This is a genomic window from Haloferax marisrubri (genome assembly GCF_001469875.2).
In the GTDB taxonomy this organism is placed as follows: Archaea; Halobacteriota; Halobacteria; order Halobacteriales; family Haloferacaceae; genus Haloferax; species Haloferax marisrubri.
Window position 1 is genome coordinate 282353 of record NZ_LOPW02000004.1, and the last position, 24101, is coordinate 306453.

At 66.7% G+C, this 24101-nt stretch carries 23 protein-coding genes and 1 pseudogene; 21 read left to right on the plus strand and 3 right to left on the minus strand.

The window, feature by feature from the left end; translation table 11 throughout:
* Positions 1 to 420 carry a PPC domain-containing DNA-binding protein gene (locus AUR65_RS03690; protein ID WP_058568763.1) on the minus strand — a complete coding sequence of 140 codons (420 nt, stop codon included), beginning with the start codon at positions 418 to 420 and terminating at the stop codon, positions 1 to 3.
* 84 nt (positions 421 to 504) lie between these two features.
* Positions 505 to 672: a DUF7556 family protein gene (locus tag AUR65_RS19870; RefSeq protein WP_004973981.1), complete on the minus strand. Its 168-nt coding sequence runs from the start codon at positions 670 to 672 to the stop codon at positions 505 to 507.
* 236 nt (positions 673 to 908) lie between these two features.
* Here AUR65_RS19870 and AUR65_RS03695 point away from each other — a divergent pair, with 236 nt between their 5' ends.
* From AUR65_RS03695 to argF, 21 genes are all read left to right on the plus strand, one after another.
* Positions 909 to 2747: an ABC transporter substrate-binding protein gene (locus tag AUR65_RS03695; RefSeq protein ID WP_058568764.1), complete on the plus strand. Its 1839-nt coding sequence runs from the start codon at positions 909 to 911 to the stop codon at positions 2745 to 2747.
* Positions 2748 to 2959: 212 nt separating this feature from the next.
* Positions 2960 to 4009, plus strand: a complete 1050-nt coding sequence (locus AUR65_RS03700; protein WP_058568765.1) for an ABC transporter permease — start codon at positions 2960 to 2962, stop codon at positions 4007 to 4009.
* A gap of 6 nt (positions 4010 to 4015) precedes the next feature.
* A complete protein-coding gene (locus tag AUR65_RS03705) occupies positions 4016 to 5455 on the plus strand; it encodes an ABC transporter permease (RefSeq protein ID WP_058568766.1) in 1440 nt (479 codons plus the stop codon).
* A complete protein-coding gene (locus AUR65_RS03710) occupies positions 5452 to 6531 on the plus strand; it encodes an ABC transporter ATP-binding protein (RefSeq protein WP_058568767.1) in 1080 nt (359 codons plus the stop codon). Before AUR65_RS03705 ends, AUR65_RS03710 begins: the two co-directional genes overlap by 4 nt.
* A complete protein-coding gene (locus tag AUR65_RS03715; protein ID WP_058568768.1) occupies positions 6528 to 7862 on the plus strand; it encodes an ABC transporter ATP-binding protein in 1335 nt (444 codons plus the stop codon). Before AUR65_RS03710 ends, AUR65_RS03715 begins: the two co-directional genes overlap by 4 nt.
* A gap of 2 nt (positions 7863 to 7864) precedes the next feature.
* Positions 7865 to 8308, plus strand: a complete 444-nt coding sequence (locus AUR65_RS03720; protein ID WP_058568769.1) for a DUF7555 family protein — start codon at positions 7865 to 7867, stop codon at positions 8306 to 8308.
* 61 nt (positions 8309 to 8369) lie between these two features.
* Positions 8370 to 8948 carry a DUF7529 family protein gene (locus AUR65_RS03725; RefSeq protein WP_058568770.1) on the plus strand — a complete coding sequence of 193 codons (579 nt, stop codon included), beginning with the start codon at positions 8370 to 8372 and terminating at the stop codon, positions 8946 to 8948.
* 132 nt (positions 8949 to 9080) lie between these two features.
* The gene (locus tag AUR65_RS03730; RefSeq protein ID WP_058568771.1) at positions 9081 to 9935 is read left to right on the plus strand and encodes a CBS domain-containing protein; all 855 of its coding nucleotides are present in this window, start codon (positions 9081 to 9083) and stop codon (positions 9933 to 9935) included.
* Positions 9928 to 11712, plus strand: coding sequence for a glycine--tRNA ligase (gene glyS, locus AUR65_RS03735; protein ID WP_058568772.1), 1785 nt, complete (start codon positions 9928 to 9930; stop codon positions 11710 to 11712). Before AUR65_RS03730 ends, glyS begins: the two co-directional genes overlap by 8 nt.
* 6 nt (positions 11713 to 11718) lie before the next feature.
* Positions 11719 to 12327 carry a diacylglycerol/polyprenol kinase family protein gene (locus AUR65_RS03740; protein ID WP_058568773.1) on the plus strand — a complete coding sequence of 203 codons (609 nt, stop codon included), beginning with the start codon at positions 11719 to 11721 and terminating at the stop codon, positions 12325 to 12327.
* Positions 12328 to 12393: 66 nt separating this feature from the next.
* Positions 12394 to 12879 carry a cation:proton antiporter regulatory subunit gene (locus tag AUR65_RS03745; protein ID WP_058568774.1) on the plus strand — a complete coding sequence of 162 codons (486 nt, stop codon included), beginning with the start codon at positions 12394 to 12396 and terminating at the stop codon, positions 12877 to 12879.
* Positions 12879 to 14093 (plus strand): cation:proton antiporter, encoded by a 1215-nt coding sequence (locus AUR65_RS03750; RefSeq protein WP_058568775.1) that lies wholly within the window; start codon positions 12879 to 12881, stop codon positions 14091 to 14093. The genes AUR65_RS03745 and AUR65_RS03750 overlap by 1 nt, the downstream gene beginning before the upstream one ends.
* A 484-nt stretch (positions 14094 to 14577) precedes the next feature.
* Positions 14578 to 15795, plus strand: coding sequence for an argininosuccinate synthase (locus tag AUR65_RS03755; RefSeq protein ID WP_058568776.1), 1218 nt, complete (start codon positions 14578 to 14580; stop codon positions 15793 to 15795).
* A gap of 1 nt (position 15796) precedes the next feature.
* A complete protein-coding gene (gene argH / locus AUR65_RS03760) occupies positions 15797 to 17263 on the plus strand; it encodes an argininosuccinate lyase (protein WP_058568777.1) in 1467 nt (488 codons plus the stop codon).
* 326 nt (positions 17264 to 17589) lie between these two features.
* On the plus strand, positions 17590 to 17769 hold the full coding sequence (gene lysW, locus AUR65_RS03770) for a lysine biosynthesis protein LysW (RefSeq protein WP_004045057.1): 180 nt from the start codon (positions 17590 to 17592) through the stop codon (positions 17767 to 17769).
* 1 nt (position 17770) lies between these two features.
* Positions 17771 to 18646, plus strand: a complete 876-nt coding sequence (gene lysX / locus AUR65_RS03775; RefSeq protein ID WP_058568778.1) for a lysine biosynthesis protein LysX — start codon at positions 17771 to 17773, stop codon at positions 18644 to 18646.
* On the plus strand, positions 18643 to 19686 hold the full coding sequence (argC, locus tag AUR65_RS03780; protein WP_058568779.1) for an N-acetyl-gamma-glutamyl-phosphate reductase: 1044 nt from the start codon (positions 18643 to 18645) through the stop codon (positions 19684 to 19686). The genes lysX and argC overlap by 4 nt, the downstream gene beginning before the upstream one ends.
* A gap of 54 nt (positions 19687 to 19740) precedes the next feature.
* On the plus strand, positions 19741 to 20673 hold the full coding sequence (locus tag AUR65_RS03785) for an acetylglutamate/acetylaminoadipate kinase (RefSeq protein ID WP_058568780.1): 933 nt from the start codon (positions 19741 to 19743) through the stop codon (positions 20671 to 20673).
* Entirely contained in the window at positions 20670 to 21806 is a 1137-nt protein-coding gene (locus tag AUR65_RS03790) for an aspartate aminotransferase family protein (RefSeq protein WP_058568781.1), read from the plus strand. Before AUR65_RS03785 ends, AUR65_RS03790 begins: the two co-directional genes overlap by 4 nt.
* The gene (locus tag AUR65_RS03795) at positions 21803 to 22942 is read left to right on the plus strand and encodes a [LysW]-lysine hydrolase (protein WP_058568782.1); all 1140 of its coding nucleotides are present in this window, start codon (positions 21803 to 21805) and stop codon (positions 22940 to 22942) included. The genes AUR65_RS03790 and AUR65_RS03795 overlap by 4 nt, the downstream gene beginning before the upstream one ends.
* 69 nt (positions 22943 to 23011) lie before the next feature.
* Complete coding sequence (gene argF / locus AUR65_RS03800; protein WP_058568783.1) at positions 23012 to 23908, plus strand: ornithine carbamoyltransferase; 897 nt, start codon at positions 23012 to 23014, stop codon at positions 23906 to 23908.
* 44 nt (positions 23909 to 23952) lie between these two features.
* Here argF and AUR65_RS20150 read toward each other — a convergent pair.
* Positions 23953 to 24101, minus strand: a pseudogene (locus AUR65_RS20150) (histidine kinase); the annotation flags it as partial.

Genomic DNA, 24101 nt, shown 5'->3' on the forward strand with positions numbered 1-24101 from the left:
TTACAACCAGAGGTCGAGGTCGGTCACCGCGTCGTGGTCGCGTTCGAGCGGTTCCTCGAAGGCGCGGAGGTTCACTTCGCCGGCGAAGACGGTCGCAGAGTCGAGGTGTCCGGCGAGCGCCTGCCCACTACGTCGAGAAAGGATTGCGTGCGTGTGTGCGAAGGGTTCGCCGTCGAGGAGCGCGACGTTACCCACGCAGGCGGCGACTTCGAGCGGCTCGTCGAACGTCACGGACTGGTACTCTTGGTCCGTCTGGTCGTAGAACCAGAGTTCGGCGTCTTGGACGGCACCCATGGCGTTGAACCACGCGGACCCGATGTCCTTGCGCGCGCAGAACTCCTCGATCTCCTCGCGCCAGTCCGCACCGTGTTCGAGACGGGCGAGGTACTCCTCGCTCACCGTCACCGCTCGAGCGTTCATGCAGCGTACCACGAGCGAGTCGGACTAAAATATGAATGGTCTGGCCGCCGGGCGTCCGGCGGCGGGCTTACGGGGCCGGAGCGATTATCGCCACTCGTCGAGCGCGAGCGCGTCGGCTACGTCAGCGGCGAGCCACGCGTCATCGCGGGAGATGTCCGCGATAATAAGACGCTGGCCCGTCTGAGAGCGATCCACCGAGGCCATGACCTCGGCGCCCGAGTCGTCGACGGAAGCCGTCGCATCCGGCGTCATGTATGATACATAGTGACACCCCTATATAAGTGGACCGAAATGACGGGCGGAGGAGTGGCCCGGTCGTTCGATTCTGTCGCCTCGAAAGCGGGTTTAAAATGTAAAACGAGTTCCTTAGGGAGCCACGTGGCAGTTTTCGCCGCTTATGTATGGTACTACAACCCTTCCACGCTACACTATATCAAACAAATCGAATACGGTAAGTTTATCCACGCGGCACGGAAAGATTGGTTCGAATGCCAGACACTAACAAACTCTCGCGTCGCCGCTTCCTGAAGGCAACGGGTGGGGCCGCTACGGCCGCCGCTCTCGCCGGTTGTACCGGCGGTGACGGTGAAGAGACGACGACGACCGAATCCGGTGGCGAGGAAACCACCACCGCGACGACGACCGAAGAGGACACGGGCACGGAACTGTCCGGCTCGGTCTTCAACCGCATCCTCTCGGGCACCATCACGACGATGGACCCCGTCGCCGCGACAGACACGTCGTCGGGCATCATCATCCAGCAGGTCTTCGACTGCCTGATGTCCTACCCGAACGCCCTGCCGACGGTCGAAAACGAACTCGCTGCGGACTATACGGTCTCCGAGGACTTCACGACCTACACGTTCCAGCTCGCCGACGCGACCTACCACAACGGCGAGACGGTCACCGCGTCCGACTTCATCTACGCGTGGGAGCGCCTCGCGGCCTCCGAGAACAGCCGCCGCGCCTACTTCATCCTCGACTCCGTCGGCGTGGAACACGAGACGGACGGCGAAGGCAACTACGTCCCCGGTTCGCTCGGCGTCGAAGTCGGCGAGACGGAGACCGAACTCGTCGTCAACCTCTCCGAGCCGTTCCACGACACCCTCGAGATGTTCGCCTACACCTCGTTCGCCGCCCTCCCCGAGGGCGTCCTCGGCGACGTCGAGGGCTACGACGGCGAGATGGAGTACACCGAGTTCGCCTCGAACAACCCCATCGGTGCGGGTCCGTTCGAGTTCGCCTTCTGGGAGCAGGGTACCGCCGCGGCCGTCTCCAAGTACGACGACTACTACGGACAGGTCGCGCAGGTCGACAACGTCCGCTGGCAGGTCATCGAGGACGACACGGCCCGCTACAACTACGCGATGAACGAGAACGCGGACTACTTCGGACTGCCCACCGCGCAGTACGACCCCGGTCTCGTTCAGGTCGAATCGACCGACGAGTACGGTCGTGAAATCGGTCAGTACGGTCCCGTCCGCAACGGGCAGACGCTCAACTACGTCGGCGTCCCGACGCTGTCCATCTTCTACGTCGGCTTCAACATGGAGAAGGTCCCGAAGCCGGTCCGTCAGGCGTTCGCGTACGTCCTGAACCAGGGTCAGATGGTCTCGGAGGTCTTCAAGGGCCGCGGTTCCCCCGCACAGCTCTTCACGCCGCCGACTATCTTCCCCGGTGGCGCGCAGGCCGCGAACGAACTCATCGACTCGGAGTACCCGTACAACGCGGACGAGACGGACATCCAGGCCGCCCGCGAAGTCATGGAGGAAGCCGGCTACGGTGAGGACAACCAGTTCGAGGTCCAGTGGACCCAGTACAACTCCAACACGTGGGAGGAGATGGCGAGCATCCTCCGCGACCAGCTCGCGTCCGCCCACATCAACATGCAGATTCAGAAGGCCGACTTCTCGACGCTCCTCGAGCGGGGCCGCAACGGTCAGCTCGAAGCGTACACCCTCGGCTGGATCGCCGACTGGCCGGCCCCGGACAACTTCCTGCAGCTCCTGAACCCGCCGCAGACGGACACCTCCGAGCAGGGTCCCATCTCGTACGTCAACTGGACGTCCGAGAACGGCGACGCCTACCAGCAGGCGACCGACGCCTACCAGCAGGTCGTTAACAACCCGGCGCCGACCGACGAGGCCCAGCAGATCCGCGACGAGGCCTACGTCGACATCGAGACGGCCAACTGGGAAGACGTCGCGATGCTGCCCATCTACAACCGCAAGGACGAGACGTTCTGGTACGACACCGTGAACATCGAGCCGTTCGGTGGCATGGGTCCGAGCCGCCAGAAGCTCAACAACGTCACCCTCAACCGGTAAGACCGATTAGCGCGGACGCATCCTCGCGTCCCGTCTCAATCGAAACGTCCGGTTATTTTTGACAAGCGTACAATTAGTCCCAACTATATACTATAATCTGGCAGTAGAGTTGCTGAAACTGCGACATTAGGACTTCGAAGCGCAAGACATATCCATACCACTCATTAAACCAGTACAATAATGTCCGCTCGAACGGTCTGCGAGGTGATGCCATGAGTCGATGGCAGTACTTCCTCCGCAGGGTACTGATGTCGATTCCTGTCGTCATCTTCGGGACGACAATTACGTTTGCCCTCATCCGCCTGGGGCCACTCGACCCCGTTTCGGCGATTCTGGGGACGCAATACAACCCACAGGCGGCAGAACAGATTCGAACGAACCTCGGGTTGAACCAGCCGCTTTGGAGTCAGTACCTCGACTTCATGTACGACCTGTTCACCTTCCAACTCGGCCAGTCGTGGGTCATCGCGCCCGGGACGACCGCGTACGAACTCATCGAGATCTACGCGCCCCGGACGATTTGGCTCGGCTTCTGGTCGGTCGTCATCGCGCTGTTCGTCGGGATTCCGCTCGGCTTCTACGCCGGGCTGAACCCGAACACGCCCTCGGACTACGCCGCCTCCTTCGGCGGAATCGTCTGGCGCGCGATGCCGAACTTCTGGCTGGCCATCATGCTCGTCACGGCCCTCTCGCAGCTCGGGACGTGGACGAACGGCCTGTTCACGTGGCAGACGTGGATCGTCAGGACGAACGTCGTCACGCCGCCGGCGCTCGGCTTCTTCCAGTCACCGGTCGAGCAGTTCCTCGCCGACCCCGGCGGGTGGACCGAGTCGTTCATCCGAGCGACGAAGCAGATCGCTCCGGCCGCGCTGGTCCTCGGGTCGGCGTCGATGGGGAACGAGATGCGTATCGGCCGCACCGCCGTCCTCGAGACCATCAACTCGAACTACGTCGAGACCGCCCGCGCGAAGGGCGTCTCCGGGCGCTCGCTCGTCTGGAAGCACATCTTCCGGAACGCGCTCATCCCGCTCGTGCCCATCATCACGGGCGAGGCGTTCCTGCTTCTCGGCGGGTCGGTGTTCGTCGAGACGGTCTTCGCCATCAACGGCCTCGGCTGGCTGTTCTTCAACGCAGCCATCAACGGGGACCTGCCGCTCATCGGGACGCTGATGTTCATCTTCATCCTCATCCTGGTCGGCACGAACATCCTGCAGGACTTCCTGTACACGATTATCGACCCGCGCGTCGGGTACGACGGGTGAATCACAGTGAGTACGACAACCGAAACCGAAATTCCGCTCCGACAACGAGTCGCTGAGAACCCCCAGCCCGCGCTGATTTGGGCCGCCGTCGGTGCAGTCCTCATCGGCGTCGAACTGGGCGCTATCCTCCAAGTCGTCGGCGCCGTCGCCGGCGTGGTCGTCAACCTCCTTCCCGGTGACCCGGGTGCGTCCGCCGTCCAGTCGCTGCAGGCGGCGTTCGACGCGATTCCGACGCTCGTCTCCCGCGACGTGATTCCGAACCAGGGCTACTGGAACGGCACCGGCTACGAGAACACGTTCCTCGGGCTCTCGCCCGCGGTGGCGTGGGCCATCCGCGTCGCGTTCGTCTACGCGTACGCCTTCGCGGTGCTGGCGTGGGCGTGGAACGGCTACAAGCGGTTCCGCCGTCACTACCGCCGCGTCGACTGGACGCCGCGGGACGACGTGGTCAACCGCTTCCGGGGTCACTCCTGGGGCAAGTTCGGGCTCATTATCGTCATCACGTTTGTGGTCATGGCGGTATTCGCGCCCGCGCTCGGTCCGACCACGATGGAACGAAACATCCTCCAGCCGTACGACTACGAGGTCAGCTACTGGAGCGAAGACACCCAGAGCGTCGAGACCGTCCTCGTCGGCGAGGCCAACCTCGGCTCCGGGTCGCAGGGAGCGGGCGACGAGAACGTCGCGCCGATGACGTACGACGACTTCGGCAGGTTCCATCCGTTCGGCACGGCGACAAACGGGAAGGACTTATTCACACAAGTGGTGTTCGGGGCCAGGATATCCCTGACCATCGCCGTCGTCGCCATGGGAATCGCCGGCCTCATCGGCCTCGGCTTGGCCATGATAACGGCGTACTACAAGGGACTGGCTGACTTGGCGACGGTGTTAGTCTCCGACTCGATACAGGCGTTGCCGGTCATCATGGTCCTCATCTTGATGCTCGTCATCTTCCAGAACACCTGGGTGAGGGAGTTGTACGACGGCGCGGTGCTCATCATCCTCATCTTCAGTATCGTCTACTGGCCGTTCATCTGGCGGTCGATACGTGGGCCAGCGCTCCAGGTGTCCGAGCAGGACTGGATCGACGCCGCGAAGTCGTTCGGTCAGACGCCGACGCAGGTCATGCGCAAGCACATGGCCCCCTACGTGTTCAGCTACATGCTCATCTACGCCTCGCTCAGTCTCGGTGGTATCATCATCAGCGTCGCCGGACTCTCCTACCTCGGGCTCGGCATCACCGCGCCGACCCCCGAGTGGGGCCGGCTCATCGCGAACGGCCAGCAGTACGTCGCGAGTCCCTCGTGGCACATCTCGCTGGTTCCCGGCCTCCTCATCACGCTCGTCGTGACCGGGCTGAACGCCTTCGGCGACGGCATCCGCGACGCCATCGACCCGCAGGCAGACACCGGTGACGAGGCCGCGGCAACCGGAGGTGGCGCATGAGCACCGACCAGGCGAGTTCGACCCGCATCGAGGGCGAACCGCTGCTCTCCGTCGAGAACCTCCGGACGTCGTTCTACACCGACAAGGAGGTCATCCGCGCGGTCGACGGCATCTCGTTCGACATCTTCCGCGGCGAGACCGTGGGCATCGTCGGCGAGTCCGGCTCCGGCAAGTCCGTCACGGCCCGCTCTATCATGCGGTTGGTCGAGAACCCCGGCCGCATCGAGAACGGCCGTATCATGTACGACGGCGAGGACCTCCTCGACAAGTCGCCGAAACAGATGCGCTCTATCCGCGGCGGCAGTATCGCCATGGTGTTCCAGGACCCGCTGACGAGCCTGAACCCCGTCTACACCGTCGGCAACCAAATCAAGGAGGCGCTTCGCCTCCACCGCGGACTGAGCGGGTCGGCGGCGACGAGAGAAGCCATCGAACTGCTCGAAGCGGTCGGGATTCCGGACGCCCACCGTCGCGTCCGCGAGTACCCCCACCAGTTCTCCGGCGGGATGCGCCAGCGCGCCGTCATCGCGATGGCGCTCGCGTGCGACCCCGAACTGCTCATCTGCGACGAGCCGACGACGGCGCTCGACGTGACCATCCAGGCGCAGATTCTGGAACTCCTCGAAGAGCTTCAGGAGGAACGCGACCTCGGTATCATGTTCATCACCCACGACATGGGCGTCATCGCCGAAATCGCCGACCGCGTCAACGTGATGTACGCGGGCGAAATCGTCGAGAGCGCACCCGTCGTCGAACTGTTCGAGTCGCCGAAACACCCCTACACGCAGGGGCTTCTCAACTCCATCCCCGGACAGGGACTCGACGAGGACGAGCGCCTCGCGACCATCGAAGGCGACGTGCCGACGCCGAACGAGGACCCGACCTACTGTCGGTTCGCGCCCCGGTGTCCGAAGGCGTTCGCCGAGTGCGACACGGTACACCCCGAACCCGTCGAAGTCGGTGACGGGACGGGCCAGCACCGAGCGTCGTGTCTGCTGTACCCGGAAGACCTCCCCACGGAGGAGGCGGTCGCCGTCCACCGCGAGGGCGGACAGCGCGGAGGTGACACGCGATGAGCACGACATCCACCGAAGAAGAACAGACGGCGAAGGCGAGCGGAGACACGCTACTCGAGGTCAACGACCTCAAAACGTACTACGAGGACGGCGGCCTCCTCGGGAGCAACCCCGTGAAGGCGGTCGACGGCGTCTCGTTCGACATCCAGCGCGGCGAGACCCTCGGTCTCGTCGGCGAGTCCGGCTGTGGGAAGTCCACGCTGGGCCGCACGCTGATGCGCCTCGAAGAGGCCACCGCGGGCGAGGTCAAACTCAACGGCACGGACATCACCACGCTGTCCGGGTCCGACCTCAAGCAGTTCCGCAAGGACGTGCAGATGGTGTTCCAGGACCCCGATTCGAGCCTCAACGAGCGGATGACCGTCGGCGAAATCGTCCGCGAACCGCTCGACGTGCACGACTGGAAGACGCCGTCCGAACGCCGCGAGCGCGTCCGCGAACTGCTCGAAACCGTCGGCCTGCAGGAACAGCACTACTACCGCTACCCGCACCAGTTCTCCGGCGGCCAGCGCCAGCGCATCGGCATCGCCCGCGCGCTCGCGCTCGAACCGGAGTTCATCATCCTCGACGAGCCGGTGTCGGCGCTCGACGTGTCCGTGCAGGCGAAGATTCTCAACCTGCTCGAAGACCTGCAAAACGAGTTCGGGCTGACGTACCTGTTTATCGCCCACGACCTCGCGGTCGTCCGTCACATCTGCGACCGCGTCGCGGTGATGTACCTCGGCAACATGATGGAAATCGGGCCGGCCGACGAGATGTTCGACCAGCCGGCGAACCCGTACACGCACGCGCTGTTGTCGTCGATTCCGGAACCGGACCCGACTATCGAGCGCGACCGCATCACCCTTCGCGGAACGCCGCCGAGCCCGCGCGACCCGCCGGCCGGCTGTCCGTTCTCGACGCGCTGTCCGGTGAAGATTCGCCCGGCGGCGTACAGAGACATGGACCCCGAGCTCTGGGAGCGCATCGAGGTCTTCCGCGAGGTCCTTCGGGAGCGCTCGCGCGCCGACCCCTCGTTGAGCGACCGCGTCCGGAAACTGCTCGGCCGCGAGAGCCACCGCGCCGGGATGGACGAAATCATCCCCGAACTGTTCGGCGAACTGGACGTGCCCTCGGACGTGATGACCCACATCCGCGAGGCCGCCGACTACGCCGAAAACGACGACGAGGACGCCGCTCGGTCCTACCTCCGCGAGGAGTTCGGCAGCGTCTGTGATCACGAGCGGCCCGACCAGCTTTCGGTCGGCAACCGGGGGCGGCTGAGCCTCTGTCACCGCCACGAGGCCGAGTACGAGGAGCCGGCGACCGTCTTCGAGACGCTCGTCCAATAGCCATGGAGTTCGACCCACGCCGCTTCGGCGTCAAGACCATCGACGCCGTGGTCTACGCCGTCTCACTCACCGGCGTGGTGTTCGTCGTGACCGCCCTCGTGAGCACGCTCGCCGGCAACGGACTGCCCGGCGCGAAGTGGCTCATGTTCTTTCTCGGGTTCACCATGTTCGGCTACGCGTCGCTCAAGGTGCGCCCGAAGGCGGCCTGGAAGAGCGGGGACGGAAACGGAAACGGCGGCAGCGACGGCGGCCTGTTCTCGGGGAGCGACGAACCGGTCGGCGTCGAGAAACTCGTCGGGGACGCCCTCGACGCGATACTTCCGCCGCGACTGCGACCGGCGAACAGCGACGAGCGGCCGTCGAGCGGGGTGAAACTCCTCCTCGCGTCGGTCTGCATCCTCGCGACTTCGTACGCGATGGAAGTCGTCTTCGGCATCAACTACTGACCGCCTCGGGGTCCCCCGTGGCCTTCGATGCCTTTTACCATATACGTCGTCCAGAACTGGTATGGCCGAACTCGGAGACGACGAGACGCCCGACGTCGAACGAATCGCCGGTGAGGCGGACCGCCGCCGCGAGGCGTGGGGCGCGACGCTCGACGACATGACAGCGATGGCCGACGAGTTCGAAGCGGACGGATGGGAGACGGTCCGCATCCCGGCGGGCGACAGCGGCCCGTTCGGTCCCTCCAGCGGCAAGGGCGACGAGGGGGCGTTCGGCCTCGCGTACGTCATCCCCGGCGACAAGGCCGAGACCGTCGCCGACCTGTTCGAAGCGACGTCGTTCCCCGAGTACGAGGTGTACCGCGCGGAGAACGACGGCCGCGTCTACATGGTGACGGCGCTGTTCTCGCCGGACGCCGAGACCGCTATCTTCCTCGCCGGCGCGTGGGACCTCCGCGAGGCGCTGGAGTGCGCCACCGTCGCCGTCGAGGAGGGACGGATGTACACGTACCTCCAGAAACTCGACGGTACCGTCGTCGGCGTCGTCGAACACGACGACCCAGAGAAGTTCTTCCCCAACCTCGACGCGATTCGGCGGTACGCGCCGAACAGCGACGACGAGGGCGAAGGCGACGAGAACTGAGTCGAGAGCCGTTCTACTTCTGCGCCGTGTGCGCATCGACTGTCACCCGACCCCCGCGAGCGGCGGCGGACGCCTGTCAACGAGGCGAAAGCGTTCGCAGAGTACATTAGGCGGGGGGAAGAAAGCGGGTGTATGAAAGTAGCCGACGCGATGACCCGCGGTGAGGAGGTCGTGACGGTGTCCCTGCCGGGCACCCGCGACGACGTTCTGGAATACCTCCAAGAGCGTGGGTTCTCTTCTGTTCCTGTGGTGAAAGAGACCGACGAGGGGACGAAGTACCGAGGCCTCATCTCTCGGGAGGACCTCATCGAACACCCCGACGAGGACCAGCTGGCGGTGCTCGTCCGCGAGGTGCCGACCGCGAGCGCCGACGACGACCTCGAAGCGGTGGCCGCGACGATGGTCTCGGAGGGCGCGCGCCGAATCCCCGTCGTCGACGGCGACGCCATCGAGGGCATCCTCACCGTCACCGACGTGGTCCGGGCCATCGCCCGCGGCGACATCGACGGCGAGAGCGAGGTCGGCGACCTCGCCGCCCGCGACGTGAACACGACGTACGTCGACGTGCCCCTGCACATCGTCGAGCGCGAGATATTCTACGCGAACGTTCCCTACGCGGTCGTCCTCGACGACGAGGCTTCGCTGGCCGGCATCGTGACCGAAGTCGACATCATCGAGGTCGCCCGCGTCGTCGAAGGCGAGGCCGGCACCGGCGACTCGGTCGCCAACCAAGACGACGAGTGGATGTGGGAGGGCATCAAGGCGGTCGGCAACCGCTACATCCCGACCCGGAACGTCGAGATTCCGGCCGAATCGGTGTCGAAGTTCATGACCGACGACCTCGTGAGCGTCCCGACGCGCGCCACCGCCAAGGACGCCGCCCAGACGATGATTCGCGAGGACATCGAGCAGATTCCGCTCGTCTCCGGCGACGAACTCATCGGCATCGTCCGCGACATCAACCTGCTGGAGGCGCTGTATGAGTGAGGGCGACGAGTCCGCCGCGCTCACCGAGCTCGCGAAGCGCCGAGGCTTCTTCTTCGGGTCCTCGGAAGCCTACGGCGGCGTCGGCGGGTTCTACACCTACGGCCCGCAGGGCGCGGCCCTGAAGTCCAACGTCGAGGAGGCGTGGCGCGAGCGCTTCGCCGTCCAGGAGGGCAACCTCGAAATCGAAGCGCCGACCATCATGCCCGAACCCGTCTTCGAGGCGTCGGGCCACCTCGACGGCTTCGACGACATGCTCGTCGAGTGCGCCGAGTGCGGCGAGTCCCACCGCGCGGACCACCTCATCGAGGACAACTCCGAGCTCGAGGACGCTGAGACGCTGTCGCCCGAGGAGGCGGCCGAGAAAATCGCCGACCTCGGCCTCGTCTGTCCGACCTGCGGCGCGGACCTCGCAGGCCAGTCCGTCGAGGACTTCAACCTCATGTTCGAGACGAACATCGGCCCCGGCTCCTCGACGCCCGGCTACCTCCGCCCCGAGACGGCGCAGGGCATCTTCGTGGAGTTCCCGCGCATCAAGGAGTACGCGCGCAACAGCCTCCCGTTCGGCGTGACGCAGGTCGGCCGCGCCTACCGCAACGAGATTTCGCCGCGGAAGAGCATCGTCCGCACCCGGGAGTTCACGCAGGCCGAACTGGAGCACTTCATCGACCCCGAGCGCGACGAGGCCGACCTTTCGGCGGTCGAGGACGTGGAGGTGCTTCTGTACCCCGCGACCGAGCAGGAGGCCGACGACGGCGACTACGTCGAGACGACCATCGGCGAGGCCGTCGAGGACGGCGTCATCGGCAACGCGTGGCTCGGCTACTTCCTCGGCATCGCCCAGGAGTGGTACGAGACGGTCGGCGTCGACATGGACCGCTTCCGCTTCCGCCAGCACCTCGCGGGCGAGCGCGCCCACTACTCCTCGGACTGCTGGGACGCCGAGAGCGAGGTCGACGGCGACTGGATAGAAATCGCGGGCTTCTCGTACCGCAGCGACTACGACCTCTCGAAGCACGGCGAGTACGGCGACGACGACTTCACCGTCTTCCAGCAGTACGACGAGCCGAAGACGGTCGAGCGCGCCGTCGTCGACCCCGACATGGCGACGCTCGGCCCCGAGTTCGGCGCGCAGGCCGCCGACGTGGCCGAGGCGCTGGAGACGCTCGCCGAGCGCGACCCCGACGCCTTCGACGCCGACGAGGTCACCCTCGACGTCGACGGCGAGGAAATCACCGTCGACACCGACGTGGCCAACTTCTCGGTCGAGACGCAGACCGAGGCGGGCGAGCACATCACGCCGCACGTGGTCGAACCCTCGTTCGGTATCGACCGCACGGTGTACACGCTCCTCGCGCACGCGTACGAGACCGACGAGGTCGACGGCGAGGCGCGGAGCTACCTCTCGCTTTCGCCCTCGGTCGCGCCGACGAACGTCGGCGTGTTCCCGCTCGTGAGCAACGTGGACGAACTGGTCGACCTCGCGGACGACGTGGCCGAAGAGCTCCGCGCGGCCGGCTTCGCGGTCGTCTACGACGACTCGGGCAGCATCGGTCGGCGCTACCGCCGACAGGACGAGGTCGGCACCCCGTTCTGCATCACCATCGACCGCGACGGGCTCGAAGGCGACGGCGCGAACACCGTCACCATCCGCGAGCGCGACAGCGGCAAGCAGGTCCGACTGCCCGTCGACGACCTCGTCGGAACGCTCGTCGGCCTGCGTGCCGGCACCGCCTCGTTCGACGACGTGCTCGACGAGAACGAGGTCGTCGAGGCGTAACCCGCCGTGGGGCGACCGAGCACCGCCGAGGTGAAACGGCGACTGGTCCACGCGAGCGGCTCGGGGATGCCGCTTTTGTACCTCCTCGGGCTGGTCGAGTGGCGTACCCTCGGGTATCTGTTCGTCTTCCTCGCGGCGGTCGTCAGCGTCCTCGAACTGCTCCGCCTGTTCGGCGGCCTCGAATGGGCCGTCTACGACGAACTCACCCGCGAGTACGAACAGGACAACGTCGCCGGCTACGCGCTGTACGTCTACAGCCAGACCGCCGTCGCGCTGGTGTTCGACCCGCACGTCGCGGTTCCGGGGATGTTCATGCTCACCATCGGCGACCCGATAAGCGGCCTCATGGGCTCCGCGCCGGTCGGCGAACTGAAATCGGTTCGGACGCTCGCGGTGATGTTCGCGGTCTGTTTCGTCCTCGCCGCGCCGTTCGTGATTCCCGTATCGGGGGTCGTCGCGGGCGGCCTCGCGGCGGCCGCCGGGGCCGCCGGGGCGACGCTCGCCGACGGCGTGAAGCCGGTCGTCGCCGGCTACGTCATCGACGACAACCTCTCGATTCCGCCGGTCGCCTGTACCGCCATCGCGGCGACGCTCTGGGTGGTCGGCGTCGCGTAAGCGGTCGGCGTTCGGGCGTCGGTCCGTGATGCGATTTTATTTCAATCGGCCACGAATCGGATAGTCATGACTGTCTACGAGAGCGACCTTCCGGGCGTCGGGAAGAAACACGAGGTGGACCTCGGCGACGGCTCCCGGCTCGTCATCGTGACGCACAACAGCGGCAAGCGGGAGGTGTTCCGGCGCGCGAGCGCCGACAGCGACTCCGAAAAGCTGTTCGAACTCACCGACAAGCTGGCCCGGCAGGTGGGGACGCTCCTCGAAGGCGCGTACTTCCAGCCGGTCCAGACGGAGAACATCGAGACCCTCCTGGGCGGGGACACGCTCATCGAGTGGGTCGAAGTCGGCGCGGACTCCGACATCGCGGGCAAGACGCTCGGCGAGTCCGACCTCCGGCAGGCGACCGGCGCGTCGGTCATCGCCATCGAGCGCGACGACGAGGTCGTCGCCTCGCCCGGCGGCGACGCGATGGTCGAAGCCGGTGACACGCTCGTCGTCATCGGTCCCAAGACGGCCTGCCGCGACTTCGTCGCGCTCGTCGAAGGGACCTGATGGCGGCGGCACTCCTCGAATTCGGCTACCTGTTCGCCGTCCTCGCGGTCGTCGGAGCGGTCGCGCTACGCCTCGGGCTGTCGGTGATTCCCCTGTACGTCGTCGGCGGCGTCGTCGCCGGGCCGTACGTCGCCGGGCGGTTCGGTCTCCCGTACGTCCCGAACGGCGAGGTCGTGACGATTCTCGCAGAGCTCGGTATCGTCCTCCTCCTGTTTTTCCTCGGCCTGGAGTTCAGCCTCGACCGACTCCGGTCGTCGGGGGCGAAAATCGGCCGCGCGGGCGTCATCGACCTCGCGGTGAACCTCCCCATCGGCGTCGCCATCGGCCTCGTCCTCGGGTGGTCGCCGGTCGAAGCGCTCCTGCTCGGCGGCATCGTCTACATCTCGTCGTCGGCCATCGTGACGAAGACGCTCATCGACCTCGGGTGGATTGCGGACCCCGAATCGGAGCCGATTCTGGGCACGCTCGTCTTCGAGGACCTCGCCATCGCGGTCTACCTCGCGGTCGTCACCTCGCTCGTGCTCGGCGGCGACGGCGGCGTCGCGGCCATCGGGCGGTCGCTCGCCATCGCCTTCGGCTTCCTCGGCCTCCTGTTCGTGGCCGTCCAGTACGGGACGGCGCTTTTCGCCCGCGTCCTCGACGTGGAGAACGAAGAGGCGTTCGTCCTGCGGGCGCTCGCGGTCGTCGTTCCCATCTCGGGTGCGGCGCTCGCGCTCGGGGTGAGCGAGGCCGTCGCGGCGTTCTTCGTCGGGATGGGCTTTTCGACGAGCGGCCACCGGGAGCGACTCGAACACCTGCTCGTCTCGGTCCGCGACGTGTTCGCCGCGGTGTTCTTCTTCTGGATCGGCCTCGGCACCGACCCGACACTGTTGGCGGCGGCCGCCGTTCCGCTCGTCATCGCCGTCGTCCTCTCGACGCCGTCGAAGGTTCTCTCGGGCTACCTCGGCGGCCGGGCGTACGACCTCTCGGCGCACCGGTCGCTCCGGGTCGGCGTCGGGATGGTCCCCCGCGGCGAGTTCTCGCTCGTCATCGCGGCGCTGGCCGCCGCGGGCACGACGCCGGTGATGCGCGAGGTCATCCCGGCGTTCGCCGTCGGCTACGTGTTCGTCATGAGCGCGCTCGGCACGGTGCTGATGCAGCGGTCGGACCTCGTGGAGCGACTCGTCTTCCGCGGCGACACGGCGGACGGCGAAGCCTCGACCGAGAGCGCCTGATTCGTCCCGGCGCGGCGTTTTCGACCCGTCGACGCCGACCGATCCGAACGGCCACAGAACACTTACCGGAGGAGTCGCCACGTTGCGGGTGGTATGACCCTTATCCAGTGGCTCGTCATCGCAGTCGTCGCGCTCGCGATTATCGCGCTCGTGGTCGCGCTCGTCGACAACGAACTGCTGGTCGAACTCGCCGGGGAGTTGCTCGACTGAGGAAACGTTTGCGTCGCCGGAAGCGTTTAATAGGGATGACATCGTAGCGTCTCACAACCATGGCGACTCGCAGCACCTTCGCCACTTTTGCCCCGCTGCGAGCCGCGGCTGTCCGACCCCGACGACGGGCCCTTTAGGGCCACAATCATCATCTCCTTCGGGACACGTCGAAATCGCTAATCTTCCATTTTCGTGCCTATAGGCATCTCTACCACTTAATTTCACAGACTGAATGCAAAGAATTTATCTGTATGTCCCCGCCACAGACGAGTACATGAAGAAAGTCGCACTCGCGTTCTCGGGCGGACTCGACACAACAGTCTGCGTCCCGATTCTCGAAGAGGAGTACGGATACGACGAAGTCGTCGGCGTCACCGTCGACGTCGGTCAGCCGGAAGAGGAGTTCGAGGAGGCCTACGAGACGGCCGAGGCCCTCGGGCTGGAACACTACGTCGTCGACGCGAAACAGGAGTTCGCACAGCTCTGTCTCGACTCGGTCTGCGCCAACGCGGACTATCAGGGCTATCCGCTCGGCACCGCGCTCGCGCGTCCGGTCATCGCCAAGGCAATCCTCGAACTCGCAGAGGAGCAGGACTGCGACGGCATCGCCCACGGCTGTACGGGCAAGGGTAACGACCAGCTCCGCTTCGAGGCGGTCTGGCGCGCCTCCGACCTCGAAGTCATCGCGCCCGTCCGCGAGATGGGCATGACCCGTGAGTGGGAAATCGAGTACGCCGCCGAGAAGGACCTCCCGGTGCAGGGCGGCAACGAGGGCGTCTGGTCCATCGACACGAACCTCTGGAGCCGTTCCATCGAAGGCGGCAACCTCGAAGACCCCGGCTACGTCCCGCCGGAGGACATCTACGAGTGGACCGACCAGCCGTCCGACGAGACGGAACTCATCGAAATCACGTTCGAAGACGGCTACCCGGTCGCCGTCGACGACGAGGAACTCGAACCCCTCGAACTCATCTCGCTTCTCAACGAGAAGGCCGGCAAGCACGGCGTCGGCCGCACGGACATGATGGAAGACCGCATGCTCGGCCTCAAGGTGCGCGAGAACTACGAGCACCCGGCCGCGACGACGCTCCTGAACGCCCACGAGGCGCTCGAAGGGCTCGTCCTCACGAAAGAAGAGCGTGACTTCAAGGCCACCGTGGACAACGAGTGGTCCCAGAAGGCCTACGAGGGCCTCATCGACGCCCCGCTCGTGGGCGCGCTGAACGCCTTCCTCGAAAAGACCCAAGAGCGCGTCACGGGCACCGTGACCATCAAGTTCGAGGGCGGACAGGCCCGCCCGGTCGGCCGCGAGTCCGAGTACGCCGCCTACTCCGAGTCCGCCGCCTCCTTCAACACGGAGACGGTCGACGGCATCGAGCAGGCCGACGCGACGGGCGTCGCCAAGTACCACGGCTTCCAGGCGCGTCTCGCCAACCAGAGCGCGAAGAAGCAGAAGCCCGAACTCGCCGCAGACGGCGGTAGCGACGAGTAAGATGGCAGGCGAGGACGGCGACTCCGAGGGCGTCATCCGCCGGGACCGCTTCAGCGGCGGCCCCGCCCGCGGGTTCATGTCGAGCCTCGCGGCCGACGAACGCATCTTCGAGGCCGACCTCGCCGTCGACCGGGCGCACGTCGTGATGCTCGCGTCGCAGGACATCATCGAGTCCGAGGTCGCGAGCGAGATTCTCGCCGCGCTGGACGAGGTCGAGGCCGCGGGCCACGACTCGCTTTCGGGCGGCGAAGACGTCCACGAGGCCATCGAGGCCGCCGTCATCGACATCGTCGGCCCCGACGGCGGGAAGATGCACACCGCCCGCTCGCGCAACGACGAGGTGGCGACCTGCATCCGGTACCGCCTGCGCGAGGACGTGCTTTCGGCCCTCGACGCGGCGCTCGCCCTGCGCGAGTCGTTACTCGAGACGGCCGCCGAACACACCGAGACGGTGATGCCCGGCTACACGCACCTCCAGCCCGCGCAACCGACGACGGTCGCGCACTTCCTGTGCTCGTACGAACGGGCGGTCGCCCGCGACTGCGCCCGCCTCATATGCGCGTACGAGCGCATCAACCAATCGCCGCTCGGGTCGGCGGCGTTCGCGGGCACGCCCTTCGACGTGAACCGCGAACTCGTGTCCGACCTGCTCGGCTTCGACCGCGTGATGGAGAACTCGATGGACGCCTCCGCGACCCGCGACTTCCTCGCGGAGACGCTGTCGGCGCTCACGACCCACGCGGTCACGCTCTCCGGCCTCGCCGAGGACCTCGTGATATTCTCGAACAAGGGCCTCGTCGAGCTGTCGGACGACTACTCGTCGACCTCCTCTATCATGCCGCAGAAGAAGAACCCCGACACGATGGAACTCGTCCGCGCCGTCGCGGGCGACGCCGTCGGGGAACTCACCGGCCTCCTGACGACGCTGAAGGGACTGCCGCGCGCGTACAACCGCGACCTCCAGCGCGCCCACAAACACGCGTTCCGCACCGTCGACGACGTGACCGAGGCGGCCGCGGTGGCCGCCGGCGCGGTCGGGTCGGCGACGTGGCCCGAAGACGAACTCGCCGCGGCCGCGGGCGACGGCTTTTCGACCGCGACCGGCGTGGCGGACCTGCTGGCGATGGCCGGCCTCCCGTTCCGCACGGCCCACGAGGTCGTCGCGGAGGCGGCCGCCCGCTCCGAGGGAACGCCCGACGTGGCAACACTTGACGCCGTCGCTACGGACGTATTAGGTGAGTCACTCTTTACGCACGTGACAGCCGAGGCCGTCGAAGCCGCGCTCGACCCGACCGAGAGCGTGGCGAGTCGCGATTCGGTCGGCGGGCCCGCGCCCGCCGCCGTGGAGGCGACGCTCTCGACGGCCCGCGACGAGCTCTCGGACGACGCCGCGGCCGTCGCCGACGCCCGCGACTCGCTCGCGGCGGCCGCCGAGGGTCTCGACGAGGAGGTTTCGAGCTATGTCTGAGTCCGAACGCGAGACGCCCGCGGGCTTGCTCCGACGACCGCGAGCAGCCGCGCCGCGACTCCCGGCCGCGGGCCTCCGGCGACCCCGACCGGAACCGCGGCGACGACGACGACCGCGCCCGACGCGGGGGACGGGCCGACCGGTCCGACGACCGGTCCCGTCTCCGGCGTCGAGTGAGCGTGGCACCCAAGCTCGACGCGTCGTTCGGCCGACCCGTACTGTCGGCCGATTCGACAGATAACACCCGCTAGAGACTTCTTTACATTAATTTTTGGCGCGTAATTTTCGACGGCTTTAATACTATCCGTCGACCAGCCACGGATGTAATGAGCGACACCATCACCGCGGAAGACCCGCTGAGCGGAGAGGAAATCGAGCTGCCGGCCGACGTCGAAGTCGGTGAAATCATCGACAGCCCCGCCACGGGCGCAGAGCTGGAAGTCGTCTCCCTCGACCCCGTGACACTCGAAGAAGCGCCCGAACTCGAAGAGGACTGGGGAGAGTAAATTGCACGTTGGACTGCTCTATTCCCGGATTCGCCGCGACGAGAAGCTCCTGCTCAACGAGCTTCGCGACCGCGGCCACGAGGTGACGAAGATAGACGTTCGGAAAGAGCAGTTCGACCTCACGGAGCCGCCGGAATCGTTCGACGGACTCGACGTGGTGGTCGACCGCTGTCTGGCGACGAGCAGGAGCATCTACATCACGCGCTTCCTGCAGTCGTACGGAATCCCGGTCGTCAACTCCCACGAGACCGCCGACATCTGCGCCGACAAGGCGAAAAACAGCCTCGCGCTCGCGGACGCGGGCGTGCCCACGCCGAACACGAAAGTCGCCTTCACGGTCGAGTCGGCGATGGAAATCGTCGAGGAGTTCGGCTACCCCTGCGTCCTCAAGCCGGTCGTCGGCTCGTGGGGTCGCCTGATGGCGAAAATCGACTCCGAGGCGGCCGCCGAGGCCATCCTCGAACACAAGTCGACGCTCGGCAACTACGAGCACAAGGTGTTCTACATCCAGGAGTTCGTCGAGAAGCCGGGCCGCGACATCCGCGTGCTCGCCACCGACGGCGAACCCGTGGCCGCGATGGTCCGCTCGTCGGACCACTGGCTCACGAACGCCGCGAAGGGCGCGAGCGTCGACGAGTTCGAACTCGACGACCGCGCGAAGGAACTCGTGAAGCAGGCGTCCGACGCGGTCGGCGGCGGCCTGCTCGGCGTCGACCTCATGGAGACGGGAGATGACTACACCGTCCACGAGGTCAACCACACCGTCGAGTTCAAGGCGCTCAACGACGCCGTCGAGACGGACGTTCCCGCGACGGTCGTCGACTGGCTCGAAGCCAAGGTCGACGGAGAGCAGTCGCTGGCGGAGGTCTCGGCGTGAGCGACCAACTCACTGCGGGCGTCGTCGGCGGCTCCGGCTTCACCGGCGGCGAACTGCTCCGCCTGCTCGACGGCCACCCGAACTTCGATATCGAACAGGCGACGAGCCGCTCCTACGAGCGCAAGACCGTCGGCCACGTCCACCCGAACCTTCGTCACCTCGACCTCCGTTTCACCTCGCCGGAGGACCTCGAATCAGTCGACGTGCTGTTCACGGCGACGCCCCACGGCGTCTCGATGGAGCACATCGACGCCTTTCAGGACGCGGCGGACACCGTCGTCGACCTCTCTGCGGACTTCCGTCTCTCCGAGGCGGCGCAGTACGACGAGTGGTACGACGGCCACGTCTGCCCCGAATACCTCGAACAGTCGGAGTACGCGCTCCCCGAACTGAACCGCGAGAACCTCCCCGGCGCGGACCTCATCGCCGCGGGCGGCTGTAACGCGACCGCGACGATTCTCGGCCTCAAGCCGCTTTTCGACGCCGGCATCCTCTCCGGCGACGAGCAGGTCGTCGTGGACGTGAAAGTCGGCTCGTCGGAGGGCGGCGCGGGCGCGAGCAAGGCGTCGTCGCACGCCGAGCGCTCGGGCATCGTCCGCCCCTACGCGCCGACCGGCCACCGCCACGAGGCCGAAATCGAGGAGTACCTCGGCCTCTCGGTCTCGTTTACCGTCCACGCGGTCGACATGGTCCGCGGCGCGGCGGCGACCTGTCACGTCTTCCCCGACGGCCCCGTCTCGAAGGGCGACATGTGGAAAGCGTTCCGCGGGTCCTACGGCGACGAACCGTTCATGCGCACCGTCGCCGGCGGCGGCGGCGTCTACCGCTACCCGGAACCGAAGTCGGTCGCCGGGACGAACTTCGGCGAGGTCGGCTTCGAAATCGACCCCGGAAACCGACGACTCGTCGTCTTCTCGGCCATCGACAACATGATGAAAGGCTCCGCGGGGCAGGCGGTCCACGCCGCCAACATCGCGCTCGGGCTGGATGAGACCGCCGGACTCGACTTCACCGGCTTCCACCCCATCGGCTCGCCCTGACCGCACCGCCCCCGAACGCTCGCCCCGACCCACGATTTACGCACCATTTCGACTATGACAGGATACACACGCGAGGAACTGCTCGCGGCACACGAACAGCTCGTCGATAACGAAGACAACCTCATCGCTGACGGTGGCAAGGAGCCGCCGGTCGTCGTCAAAATCGGCGGCGCGAAGGCCGTCGACCCGCAGGGAGCCGTCGCCGACGTGGCCCACCTCGTCGCCAACGGCACCGACGTGGTCGTCGTCCACGGCGGTTCGACCGCCGTCGACGAGACGCTCGAAGAACTCGGCGAGGAGCCGACGTACGTCGAGTCGCCTTCGGGCGTCTCCGGCCGCTTCACCGACGAGCGCACCATGGAGGTCTTCTCGATGGTGATGCCCGGCAAGCTCAACACGGACCTGACGGCGCTGTTCCGCGAGGCGGGCGTCGACGCGCTCGGCCTCTCGGGCGTCGACGGCGGCCTCCTGACCGGGCCGCGCAAATCGGCCGTCCGCGTCGTCGAAGACGGAAAGAAGAAAATCAAGCGCGGCGACCACTCCGGGAAGATTACCTCGGTGAACGCGACGCTCCTCGAAACCCTCCTCGACGGCGGCTACACGCCCATCGTGACCGTTCCGATGCTCGCCGACGACGGCGTGCCGGTCAACGCTGACGCCGACCGCGCCGCCGCCGCGGTCGCGGGCGCGCTCGGCGCGAAACTCGTCGTCCTCACCGACGTGAAGGGCGTCTACGCCGACCCCGACGACGAGTCCACGCTCATCGAGACGGCCGACACGCCCGAGGAGTTCTCGGCGCTCGAATCGGCCGCCGAGGGGTTCATGACCAAGAAGGTCATGGCCGCGAAGGAGGCGCTCGACGGCGGGGCCGCCGAGGTCATCGTCTCCGACGCGAACCTGAACGACCCCATCGTGACGGCGCTCAACGGCGGCGGCACGCACGTGACGCCCGGCGCGCTGGTCGAAGCCGAGGGGGCCGAACAATGAGCGGCTTCGTCTTCAACGAAAAGCCCATCGCCATCGAGTCCGGCGAGGGGCCGTACCTCTACTCGGACGACGGCACCGAGTACCTCGACTTCGGCGCGAGCTACGCCGTCGCGGCGCTCGGCCACTCCCACCCCGCGGTCACCTCCGCGATTCAGGAGCAGGCCGCGAAGTTGACCTACGTGCAGGCGTCGTATCCCGTCGAGGTCCGCACGGAACTCTACGAGAAACTGGCGACGCTCGCGCCCGGCGACATCTCGAACGTCTGGCTCTGTAACTCCGGCACGGAGGCAAACGAGGCGGCGATGAAGTTCGCCCGCTCCGCGACCGGCCGACAGAAAATCGTCGCCACGAAGCGCGCCTTCCACGGCCGCACCCTCGGGAGCCTCGCGCTCACGTGGAAACAGAAGTACAAGAAGCCCTACGAGCCGGTCGCCGGCGGCGTCGAGTTCGTCAGCTACGGCGACGAGGAGGAACTCGCCGAGGCCGTCGACGACGAGACGGCCGCGGTCTTCCTCGAACCGATTCAGGGCGAAGGCGGCATCAACCCCGCCACGGCTGAGTACCTCCAGACCGCCCGCGACCTGACCGAGGACGCGGGTGCCGCGCTCGTCTTCGACGAGATTCAGACCGGCATCGGTCGCGCCGGGTCGCTGTGGGCCTGCGAGAACGCCGGCGTCGTCCCCGACATCCTCACGAGCGCGAAGGGCATCGCCAACGGCCTGCCCCTCGGCGCGACGCTCTGTGCCGACTGGATTGCGGACGGCGCGGCCTCCCACGGCTCGACGTTCTCCGGCGGCCCCGTGGTCTGCGCGGCGGCGAACGCCACCCTCGACACCATCGTCGAGGAGGACCTGCCCGGCCACGCGGCCGCGGTGGGCGACTACCTCACGACGGAACTCGAAGCCGCCGTCGAGGAACACGACCTGCCGGTCCGCGAGGTCCGCGGCGACGGCCTCATGATCGGCGTCGAGGTCAAACGCGGCGCGAACCGCACGCTGAAGCACCTCGCGCTGTCCGAGCAGTTGCTCGCGCTCCCCGCGGGCCGGACGGTCGTCCGGTTCCTGCCGCCGCTCGTCATCGATGAGGAGCACGCCGACCGCGCGGTCGACGCCATGACGAACGTGTTATCATGAACGCCGAAATCGACCGCGAGGAAGGTGGCGAGGCGGAAGCGACGACGAAGACAGAGATGGAGACAGAGGCAGAGACGACGCCCGACGCCGACACCGACGCCCTCGACGAAGGCGAGTGGGCCGACGCGCGCCACCTCCTCTACGATATGGTCTCGACGCCCTCGGTGTCGGGCGACGAGGAGGCGGCCGCCGAGGTCCTGAAAGCGTTCTTCGAGGCGCACGACCGCGAGGTCTGGATAGACGAGGTCGGCAACGTCCGCGCGCCGGCCGACGACGCGGTGCTTCTCACCTCCCACATCGACACCGTCCCCGGCGACGTGCCGGTGAAGATAGAAGACGGCGTCCTCTGGGGTCGCGGGAGCGTCGACGCGACGGGACCGCTCTGTTCGATGGCCGCGGCGGCCGTCGAGACGGGCGTCTCGTTCGTCGGCGTCGTCGGCGAGGAGACCTCCTCGCGCGGCGCGTGGCACCTCGTGGAGGACCGCGAGGAGCCCGACGCGGTCGTCAACGGCGAGCCCTCGGGCTGGGACGGCGTCACGCTCGGCTACCGCGGGTTCCTCTCCGGGACGTACATCTCGACGAGCGAACTCGGTCACTCCTCGCGCCCCGAGGAGAACGCCATCCAGTCCGCGGTCGCGTGGTGGTCCCGCGTGGCCGACTTCTTCGACGAGGAGCGCGACGGCGTCTTCGACACGGTGACGACCAAGCCCGTGACGTTCGACGGCGGCCCGACCGAGGACGGCCTCGCGGTCGAGGCGACGGTTGACGTGCAGTTCCGCGTCCCGCCGCGGCTCTCCATCGACGACGTGCGCGAGGTCGCGGAGGGCGAACTCACCCGCGGCGGCGTCCACTGGAACAAGCCCATCCCGCCGGTCATGATGAGCCCCCGAACCGACGTGGCGCGGGCGTTCCGCGTCGCCATCCGCAACGTCAGCGGCGTGAAACCGCGGCTCCTCCGGAAGACCGGGACCAGCGACATGAACATCTTCGCCGGGACGTGGGACTGCCCGATGGCGACCTACGGCCCCGGCGACTCGGACCTCGACCACGCCCCGAACGAACACCTCGACCTCGCCGAGTTCGACAGCGCCATCGACGTGCTCGTCGACGCGTGCGAGCGCCTCGCTGACGACTGAGACGAACCGAGCGGCGGCGACCGAACGACCGAGACGACGAACCGACACGGAGACACGACACACGACACAATGCTCGAAACCACCCACTTCACCGACATCGACGACATCAGCGCATCGGAGTTAGACCGCGTTCTCACCCGCGCCGCCGACATCAAGTCCGGCGACGACGAGACGCAGCTCACCCGAGCGACGCTGGCGATGCTCTTCGAGAAGCCGAGTACCCGGACGCGTGTCTCCTTCGAGACGGGGATGACCGAACTGGGCGGCCACGCGCTGTTCCTCGGCCCCGAGGACATCCAGCTCGGCCACGGCGAGCCGCTTTCGGACACCGCGCGCGTGCTGGGTCGCTACGGCGACGCCATCATGGTCCGCCTGTTCGACCACGAGGACCTGCTCGAAATCGCCGAGCACTCCGACGCGCCGGTCATCAACGGCCTGACCGACGACGCCCACCCCTGCCAGACGCTCGCCGACCTGCTCACCATCCGCGAGCACGTCGGCGACTTCGACGAGGTGCAGGCCGCGTGGGTCGGCGACGGCAACAACGTCGGCCAGTCGTTCGTCCTCGGCTGTGCGATGGCCGGCATCGATCTCACCGTGGCGACCCCGCCGGAGTACGGCGTCGACGACGACGTGCTCGAAAAGGCCGCCGAACTCGGCTCGACGCCGACGATTACGACCGACCCCGAGGAGGCCGTCGCGGACGCCGACGTGGTCTACACCGACGTGTGGATTTCGATGGGCCAAGAGGACCAGCGCCACGAGAAACTGCAGGCGTTCGAGGGGTTCCAACTCAACGAGGACCTGCTGTCTGACACCGACGCGAAGGTCATGCACTGCCTCCCGGCCCACCGCGGCGAGGAGATTACCGGCGACGTGCTGGAAGGCGAGCGCTCGCTCGTCTGGGACCAGGCGGAGAACCGCCTGCACGCCCAGAAGGGACTCATCGTCGAACTGCTCGAATAAATTCGGGTCTGCGGCGGTCGGCGGTCGCCGCTCTTTTCAACTTCTCAGAGGACGCCGTCGAGCGCGGGGTACGACGCTCCGAGGACGGCCCCGTAGACGACGTGGCCGACGAGGCTCGTCACGTTCACGTTCGGGAGCGGCGGGTTCGCGGGCGAGCCGACCGCGCCGAGCCACACGGGCATGACCAAGACGG